We start from the raw sequence: 9,471 nt of genomic DNA, 5'->3' as shown, positions 1-9,471 counted from the left end.
AGGCGTCGGAGTTGGTGTTGGAGTAGGCGTCGGAGTAGGCGTCGGAGTAGGCGTCGGAGTAGGCGTCGGAGTTGGTGTCGGAGTTGGTGTTGGTGTTACTGCCCAATCAGTGATTCCTTCAGCATTACCTACCGCTTTATTCATCGCATTTAGTGTACGCTCTGCTTCAGTGCCACCATCACCATCAATTTCCCAAGAGAAAATCCCACCTAATCCTTGTGCTTGCAAGTATACGCCTTTTGCTTCAATTGAACGTGGCGTATCTAATGTTATTAACGTACTGCTCACTTCATCCCAAATAAATGATGCTTCTGCTTGGCTATCCCAAACATACTTAGCATTTGAATTTGCGGCCATGAATTTCAACGCACCACGATAATCCATGATACCTGCTTCCCATGCCCAAGCAGCTTCGTCAACTGAGGTTCCTTCACCACCTTCAGCAACTAAAGGGTTATTCTCTGAGCTATCTACGTGATTACCAACAGCACCAATTGGGCTGCCATTAACCATTTGAACATCAGTCCAACCACGTCCGTACATTGCTGCACCAACCACTAATTTATGGGCTGGTACACCTTGATCTAACAATAAACGTGTCGCATTAGCTGTTGTATACTCAGGCATTCCTGCTGGAGCATAAGAGTCACGTCCTAAGTTACCTGCTTTAGTTTTATCTGTAACCGTTGTTGGACCAAACTCACCTGTACCCGCACATTTATCAGCAGAAATATGGGCACCACAGTAAAGACCTGTTTGATGGCCAGTCTCACTGCCCCATGCACCATAAAAGTCGTATGACATCATAAAGATGTTATCCATGTATTCTGCCGCAGCGGCATAATCAACATCTTGAATTTTATCCCAACCTACGCCAATAGCAGACGTTAGTTCGTATTCACGACCTGTTTCTGCAGCAAGTTCGTCTAGCATTGCACGAAGCTCTTTCATTAAGGCGACATAAGCTGGACCGTCATTAACTGGATCACCTAATGAAGCTTGTGCACCGCCGCCACCAGGGAATTCCCAGTCGATATCAATACCATCAAAGAATTTCCAAGTTTTTAAGAATTCTTTAGAAGAAGCAACAAACGTATCGCGATTTGCTTTATCTGTAAAACCGTAAAACGGGTCCGAAAGTGTCCAACCACCAATTGATGGAACGATTTTAAGATGTGGATTACCCTGCTTAAGCGCCATTAAATGACCAAAGTTACCCATACCAACTTCACCATAACCTACCGCTGTTCCGTCAAGTTTCATGGCTTTAACTGCGCCATTTTGACGCCAAAAAGCTGCACCCATATCATGAATAACTAACTCGTAATCTTCACTTTGTGCACAATCCGCTTGAAGTACACTCCAACCTGATGCATTGCCATCTTTAAGTGATTTGTTTTCACCACACATTGGGATAAAGCCATATATAATATGCGTTAAGTTATTAGCAGGGACGTTTTCAACAAAGTATTTACGGCCATAAATGCCCCACTCAACAAAATAAGTACCAACGATCTGGTCTTTAGATTGTGCATAATTAGTATTGGCAGAATCAACTTGTTCGCCAAGTGGCATTAGATGTGAGCCATCGGTATCAGAAATAACAGCTTGATCAGCAGCACTGTCAGTACAACCGTCGTCATTACATAAACGCACAACGATCTCTTTTAGACCACCACTGGTAATTGGAACAATCGCACTACCACCTGCACCCGTACCTGAAACGGCAACTTCTCCATTAACAAGTACTTGCCATGATGACGCTGCATCACCGCTCCAAGCTGGAGACCAAGTAACAGGTAAGTCAACAACATCAACACGTGTAACAAGTGATTTGTATGCTCCTGCTTCGCCAGAAACAGTAACAAAGCCCTTACCGTTGTAGTTGGCGTATTGTTCTGTAAGTGTTGGTTTTCCTGGTGCTGCAGCTATTACTTGTGTAGAAGCTAAAGCGGCGGTTACTGCGCATGCTGTTAATAATCTTTTCATACTTACCTCTGTGTGGTGGCCAATTAATTGGCTTTTATTAGGGTTATTTATTTTTATAATTTTATACCTTCGCCAATATACAGCCTACGCTAGCAAGCGTTTTTAACGATGCTAGTTGCCAAAATCCATTTTTATAAACTAGATAAATCATTGGCTTAACCTGTTGCCCTATAAGACAGCGCTGTCTTTTTTTGTGACAGCGCTGTCATTGTATTGCTCAAAAACAATACACTCAAATTTATGCCTTGGCTACATTTTTTAACAAAACTGTACGATATTTAATATTAAATTGTACTATTTTTAATAGATGCCCACACTAACCTGCTGATTTATAGAGTGATAGTTAAATTAAAGTATTAATGATTTACATAAATTGCTTATGAAAGGTTGTGGAAAAAATAAGTTAATGGCATTAAAGTGGTAACTTATGCCCTTTGTAAACTACTAAATGATTAGCACTCTAAGGGGATAAAGAGAGCATAAACTTTAATGCGCTTTGTGCCCCATTGTGAGATAGAAACTATAAATTAGTGGCCAAAATAACTTAGCCACTACAATAGTTGCAACAAACAGAAACTAAAATAAAGTGTAAAAAACAAAAAACCCAGCATTTTTGCTGGGTTTTTAGTTTAATAACTGTAATTTACTATTTAAATTTACAGTTTTATATTATACGTTTCCTAAAAAGGGATATCGTCATCAAAATCAATTGATGGCTCTTGTGGGTTTACTTTCGGAGCTTGCTGTTGCTGCTGCCCTTGATTAGAGAAACCACCTTGTTGCTGTCCTTGGTTAGCAAAGCCACCTTGTTGTGCTGGTGCTTGCTGTTGAGGAGCAAAACCACCTTGTTGTGCAGGAGCTTGTTGTTGAGGAGTAAAACCACCTTGTTGAGCAGGAGCTTTTGCTTGCTGACTTTGGTTAGAGAAGCCACCTTGTTGTGCTGGTGCTTGCTGCTGGAAGCCACCTGACTGCTGTCCTTGATTTGAGAAACCACCTGACTGCTGCCCTTGGTTAGAGAAGCCACCGCTCTGCCCTTGAGATGATTTTCCATCTAACATTTGCATTACACCGTTAAAACCTTGTAATACTATTTCAGTAGTGTATTGATCTTGACCTTGTTGATTAGTCCACTTACGTGTTTGTAAAGAACCTTCAAGATATACTTTTGAACCTTTTTTAAGGTACTCACCAGCAATTTCAGCTAATTTTCCAAACATAACAACACGATGCCATTCTGTTTTTTCTTTTTGTTCACCAGTTTGTTTATCTTTCCATGAGTCTGACGTTGCTACAGTGATATTTGCTACTGCACCGCCATTTGGCATAAAACGTACCTCAGGATCTTTACCTAAGTTACCTACTATGATTACTTTATTTACACCCGCCATGAAAAAATCCTATTAATTGAGCTATTAAGACATACACCATCTCTTTATCTATTTACTTAGAAGAAAGTTTGTCTTTGAAATTTGGTTTAAGAGGGTAATTCTATAGTGCGCGGCGATCAAATTCGAGTGATTTTTTGTTAAAAGGCCATTTATTTTAATTTATGATCTTTTAGAAAAGCCACAGCAAATAGTGTGGCAGAGATAATGTAAATACCCAGCGATTATATTGCCGACAAATCAATTGTTATCACAACAACTTAGCACTAAAGCATCAAAACGTTGACTGTATCGGCTTAAAGTTTTCCAATCAAGATACTTCGAGCTCTATCAAATGTTCTGTAAGTTGAGCTCGAATATCAACAGATATTTTTTTAGAGCTCTGCGCCTTATAATCAAAATTAACCATAGCAGCGGTACCCGAAACACATTTTTCACCGTGTTGCCAAAGCTCTTGATAAACATCAAACGAGGCACCACCAATTCGACTAATGAAGGTTTTTATCTCGATCTCTTGACCATAAAAGAGCTGTCCATGATAAGAAACTTCTATTTTAGCGATAATAAGCTGCCATTTTTTTGGATCTAAATCCGGGGTAAAAAACTTAAAAATAGGTGCTCGTGCCCCTTCAAACCAAATGGGTGGCTTAGTATTATTAATATGACCTAAGGCATCGGTATCACTAAAGTGTGGCATCATTTTTTCACTGAACATAATTAACCTTCAACTAATTTTTATCTTTACTGTAACTCATTTAACTACAGCTCATATTACTTTTTAATATAAGATATAGTATCTTACTCACATCAGAAATATCATAAATATTAGAGATAAATAAATGAATAAATCTTTATCCTTAGTTACCTGCTTTTGTACTTACTTCGCGCTTTCATTTGTCGTGAGCCTAACCACTTCCTCAGAAGCCATAGCGGCTGTTGATGCCAAAGCACCTGAGCGAACAACAGGTGATGGTCCTTATAAGCGATTAATTCTTCGCGGTGGTATTATTATCAATGGCGAAGGCGCTCCAGCACGTGGCCCCATGGATATTGTTATTGAAAACGATCGCATTGTTAAAATCGTCAATGTGGGTAACCCTGGAGTGCCTATAAAGCCAAACCGTCGCCCTAAAGCTCGCCCTGGTGATAAAGAAATAGACATTGAAGGCCAATACGTAATGCCTGGTTTTATTGATATGCATGGTCATATTGGCGGTAGTGCTGATAATATCCCAGCTGAATACGTATTTAAGTTATGGTTAGCTCATGGTATTACCACAGTAAGAGAACCCGGCAGTTTTAATGGTATTGATTGGGTAATGGACCACGTAAGACGCAGTGAAGAAAACAGCATTGCTGCCCCTCGTATCATGCCATATTTTGTCTTTGGTTTAGGTCTGGATGAAAGTATAACGACAGCAAAACAAGCGAAAACGTGGGTAAAGTCTATTCCTAAAAAAGGCGCAAAAGGTATTAAGTTTTTTGGTGCTACCCCAGAGATAATGACAGCAGCACTCACCGAAGCTGATAAGCAAGGCTTAGGTAGTATGATGCACCACGCCCAACTTGATGTAACCAATATGAACGTACTTGATTCAGCCCGTTTAGGTTTGACGTCAATGGAACATTGGTATGGTTTACCTGAAGCGTTATTTGAACATCAGCATATTCAAAATTACTCACCAGAATACAATTATAATAATGAACAACATAGGTTTGCTGAAGCAGGTAGGTTATGGCAACAGGCAGCAAAGAAAAATAGTGAAAAGTGGTTAAGTGTACGTGATGAGTTACTCAGTTTAGATTTCACCTTAAATCCAACATTTACCATTTATGAAGCAAATCGCGATTTAATGCGCGACATGAATGCCGATTGGCACAAAGAATACACCCTGCCAACATTGTGGGACTTCTTTCAACCGAACCGCAATGCTCATGGCTCATATTGGTTTGACTGGACTACCGATGACGAGATTGCCTGGAAGAAAAATTACCAACAATGGATGAGTTTTGTAAATGATTATAAAAATCATGGTGGTCGAGTAACTGTAGGCTCAGATTCTGGTTATATCTTTAAAATATATGGTTTTAGTTATATTCGTGAATTAGAGCTATTGAGAGAAGCCGGTTTTAATGCTTTAGAAGTTATCCAATCAGCAACCATTAATGGCGCTGAGGCACTTGGCATGGCGGATGAAATTGGCTCTATCCGTGTAGGTAAAAAAGCAGATCTAGTGATAGTAGGCGAAAACCCATTACGTAACTTCAAAGTACTTTATGGCACGGGACATTTTCGTTTAGATGAAAATAACAAACCCATACGTGCAGGTGGGGTAAATTACACGGTAAAAGACGGCATTGTTTACGATGCTAAATTGCTACTAGAACAAGTAAGAGCCATGGTTGAACAGGCTAAAATAAAGAAAATTGACGGTGTTAAGCGGGCAAGAAACTAAATCAAACATTTGCAAAAAAGCTTAATAAACAATGTTGTTTATAATAGTTACCGCTATAGTTAAAAGAGTGATATATCAATATTTCACTCTTTTAACCTTTAGTTTAGGTAAGCGATGCAGTTTTTATTAACAACCATAAAAAAAATAAAAAAATATAATGTCATATCGCCAATATCCATATCATATATCTCACTTATTTGGCGAGATAAGGCAATAACTAGACTACTATCATTGTTAGTCGGTTGTCTGCTACTCACTAATTTATCTGTATCTGCCATCGAACAAGCAAGTCAAGAAACGACTAAACCTCTCAATAACAGCGCAAAGTTTACCAAATCAATGCATGCTGAAATAGTCAATGAGCTGACTGTCGATAAAAGCGCTACAGTTTCTCCAGATGACACTTCAATGTGTGATACAAACCAACCCTTGATAACATTTAAACCACAAACCATCTTCGATGAAAATGAAGAGGGCATATCTTTTTTACATCGCTGGGCCAATGCTATTCACATTGATACCAAAATTATGACGCTAGAAAATGAAGCGCATTTTTTTATTAAAAAGTGTACAAAAACTCTTGCTGATATGGCGGAGTTAGAGCGTCATTTACGCAGCAGAAAGTACCTAAGAGATGCCAAAGTTAGCAGTGATACTGATGTGAAAAACATTACTATTACTACCTGGGATAACTGGTCGCTCATGCCGACAATCAGTTTTGGTCGTAAAGGCGGCATAAACACTTACAGTTTTGGTATCAAAGAGCGTAACTTACTTGGCCTAGGCATAGATACTGAAATCCAGTCATACCGTAACACCCAGCGTTCTGGCTACAAAATACACGCCGCCGTCCCGCTTTTTCTAAAACAAAACACTGAGCTTAAATTAAAATTTGCTGACAACGATGATGGCCAACAACATAGCTTATTTCTTCATAAGATGTTCGCCAGTTTCCATACAAAAACATCTTATAACTTAGGTTTTAATGAAGAGTCGCGAAACGATACTATTTTTCAAAATGGTCAAGATCAAAGTGTGTTTGGACATGAAATTAGCTTTAAAGAAGGCAACTATGCTTGGTTAAATTTTAACAGTGATAGTCGTTTATTGAGGTATCGTTTAGGTATAACACAAGATAAAGATACTTTCTCGGCACTATCAACTGAACAAAGTAGTGAATTAGGCAATCAGTCGCTAACCACTGTTCGACCTGAGGATAGAGATTTACTCTACCCATGGTTCGCATTTGAATACATAGAAAAAGATTTTAGGAAGTTAACAAACGTACATTTGATCACCCAAATTGAGGACTTTAACCATGGTTGGCAACTTAACTCTCGCCTTGGCATAGGTAATGGCAACAAAGAAAATTCGGCTTGGACTGTATGGAAAATGCGAGTAAAAAAAGGCTTTAACTTGCATGACAATGCCTTGCTACTGCTTGATTTCGCATTGGCGAACGATATTTATCAAGAAAGGAACAGCCGTTTGTTGGTAAGGCTTAGCGGCGAGTATTTTTATCAACTAAACAAAAGCTGGGGGTTTTATTTAAGCAATGCCAATGTGGTCAGTAAAAATCAATATTTAGATAGTCCCGTGACAATGGGCGGAAATACCGGTTTACGTGGCTTTCCTCTGCAATACCAACACGGACAAAATAGTATTAAAGTTACTTCTGAAATCAGATATTATCCTGAAATCAATATTTTTAAACTCTTTGATATAGCAGGTGTAGCTTTTGTCGATGCCGGTCGAACCTATGGAGAGTCGACGGTTAAAAATATAGAAAATGGTTGGTTAGGCTCTGCTGGATTAGGTTTAAGATTGCACTCCCCTCACTCTGGTGGCAATCACCCAATTATTCATATCGACTTTGCTTTTCCACAAAGTGATAACCCTGATATTAATAGTTTTGAAATTAGAGTACAGGCAAAGAAGTCTTTTTAAACTCTTTCTTGAACTAACTAACTAACTAACTAAACTACAAAAAACGTTTCAAAACTCTATCAATTTGGGCTACACGTATTTTTTTCAATAATTTCTGTGGCTTTTCTGGGTAGTCATCAACTGAATCAATATCAGAAAAATGAGATATTTTAGTGGTGTTCACTAAGATGCCAAGTAATTCATCATCTGTTTTTTGTAAAAAGTGTTTATTGGCATCATCGATAACTAAACCATTCTCTAAATCAAGTGCCCAAGCACGTGGATTTAAATTACTGCCGGTGATCAAATGGTAGCGATCATCGACTCGCAAACCCTTTAAGTGAAAGCTGTTATCTTTATCTTTCCACAAATGAATATTCAATAAACCTTGATCAATAAAGTTCTGATACCGTTTTACAAAACGTTTAAGTAACATTTCATATACGTAAGGAATGATGCCGATAGTACTAAAATCATCATCGTTACCAATAAAGAAATCATTAGCTGTTTTATCACCAACAACAACAGTGGTTTTAACACCACGTTTTAGTGCTCTAATAACATCTCTGGCTAGTGCATGAGGTAGGTTAAAGTAAGGTGTGAATAACACTATATTGTTATCAGCTTTTTGCACTAAATGACGAGTCGCTTGGTTTAGCTGGTTTTTACGACGGCCAAAGCCAACTAGCGGCGTAATAAAAACTTTATCGCTGACAAGTTTTGATGCACTGAGGTTTGCCTGTTGAGCAACACTATAATGAGATTTTTTTAACTGAAGTTTTAATGCAACAAGGGTTTTCTTTTGCTCTACTACATCAGGTAACCATTCTTGATTAAGCAGCGGCGCAAGAGCGGAGTCAATAAAAGTTTCAGTTAAGTATAAACAAAAGCTATCGGCTAATGCTGAACTTCTGATAGTACAGTATCTGTCTAAGCGGTAACGTTCACCTTGATGTAGGTAAATATCGTTAATACTAGCGCCGGTATAGAAAAGTATGTCATCAAAGACCATACCTTTAAGATGTAAAACGCCAAAGACTTCTTTGCGTTTTACTGCCACACCATAAATATTGATCGTTTGGGGGTAGTCTTGTGCTAATTGCAAATAAAGTGCACGGTTACCTAAGCTTGCCTTCTCTCCAATTAAACCCCGTTTACCGCGGTTAAAATCAACAAATATATTAATTTCTAGTTCAGGAAAGTTTGCTTTCGCTTGATATAACGCATGCAGGGTTTCTCTACCCGCGTCGTCATCTTGTAAATACAAGGCAGTAATGAAGATACGCTGGCGCGCACCTGAAATTAGTAACAACAACTGCTGTTTGTATTCTTTAGGCGTGGTAAAAAACTCTACATCACCACCATCGACAATTATTTCTTGCACTGTGCTCTATCTAAAAAACATTAATTCGCGACAGTATATCAATAATAAACCGAAGAAATATAGGGTTTTTCTTCGGTTAGCTCGGGGCTTTTGAACTTTTGGGGTAGTTTTTACAGCGATTATTGGAGGTTTATGCAAGATAGAGTCTTTGTAATGTAGTTGTGCTACATAAAAAGGCGATAACGAAGCAAAAACAATCAACAAACGCTGCCCGTAGGATTCGACTAAAAGCACTTTACTCTTTGTTGAGTAGTATTTGCTTAGAGTGACTAGGCTACACACTACTCGCTGCGATTAAAGCACTTTTATCTAGAACAAAACTCAACCTCGA

6 protein-coding genes are annotated in these 9,471 nt (G+C 38.7%); 2 read left to right on the top strand and 4 right to left on the bottom strand.

Features of this window, described 5'->3' with window-relative positions; genetic code table 11:
- The 3 genes from GAB14E_RS02360 to GAB14E_RS02370 all read right to left on the bottom strand — a co-directional run.
- Window positions 1-1,989, bottom strand: a 1,989-nt coding sequence (locus tag GAB14E_RS02360; RefSeq protein WP_052094076.1) for a glycosyl hydrolase family 18 protein, incomplete at its 3' end; no start/stop codon positions are given.
- Between the two features lie 680 nt (window positions 1,990-2,669).
- The gene (gene ssb, locus GAB14E_RS02365; RefSeq protein ID WP_033084226.1) at window positions 2,670-3,377 is read right to left on the bottom strand and encodes a single-stranded DNA-binding protein; all 708 of its coding nucleotides are present in this window, start codon (window positions 3,375-3,377) and stop codon (window positions 2,670-2,672) included.
- Window positions 3,378-3,684: 307 nt separating this feature from the next.
- A complete protein-coding gene (locus GAB14E_RS02370; protein WP_033084225.1) occupies window positions 3,685-4,089 on the bottom strand; it encodes an acyl-CoA thioesterase in 405 nt (134 codons plus the stop codon).
- A 124-nt stretch (window positions 4,090-4,213) separates the two neighbouring features.
- On the opposite strand from GAB14E_RS02370, the gene GAB14E_RS02375 reads away from it, so the two are divergent.
- The gene (locus tag GAB14E_RS02375) at window positions 4,214-5,830 is read left to right on the top strand and encodes an amidohydrolase family protein (protein ID WP_033084224.1); all 1,617 of its coding nucleotides are present in this window, start codon (window positions 4,214-4,216) and stop codon (window positions 5,828-5,830) included.
- Between the two features lie 114 nt (window positions 5,831-5,944).
- Entirely contained in the window at window positions 5,945-7,777 is a 1,833-nt protein-coding gene (locus GAB14E_RS02380) for a hypothetical protein (protein WP_033084223.1), read from the top strand.
- Window positions 7,778-7,811: 34 nt separating this feature from the next.
- On the opposite strand, the gene pssA is transcribed toward GAB14E_RS02380, so the two are convergent.
- A complete protein-coding gene (pssA, locus tag GAB14E_RS02385; protein WP_033084222.1) occupies window positions 7,812-9,140 on the bottom strand; it encodes a CDP-diacylglycerol--serine O-phosphatidyltransferase in 1,329 nt (442 codons plus the stop codon).
- Window positions 9,141-9,471 lie beyond the last annotated feature (331 nt).

The sequence above is a fragment of the Colwellia psychrerythraea genome (assembly GCF_000764185.1).
Taxonomy (GTDB): Bacteria; Pseudomonadota; Gammaproteobacteria; order Enterobacterales; family Alteromonadaceae; genus Colwellia; species Colwellia psychrerythraea_B.
Note: the sequence above shows the minus strand (reverse complement) of the source record. Positions and strands in the feature narration are given on the sequence as shown.

Excerpts from the sequence above, each read along its gene's own strand:
- ssb (WP_033084226.1), bottom strand. The coding sequence starts at position 3,377 with ATGGCGGGTGTAAATAAAGTAATCATAGTAGGTAACTTAGGTAAAGAT.
- GAB14E_RS02370 (WP_033084225.1), bottom strand. The coding sequence starts at position 4,089 with ATGTTCAGTGAAAAAATGATGCCACACTTTAGTGATACCGATGCCTTA.
- GAB14E_RS02375 (WP_033084224.1), top strand. The coding sequence starts at position 4,214 with ATGAATAAATCTTTATCCTTAGTTACCTGCTTTTGTACTTACTTCGCG.
- GAB14E_RS02380 (WP_033084223.1), top strand. The coding sequence starts at position 5,945 with ATGCAGTTTTTATTAACAACCATAAAAAAAATAAAAAAATATAATGTC.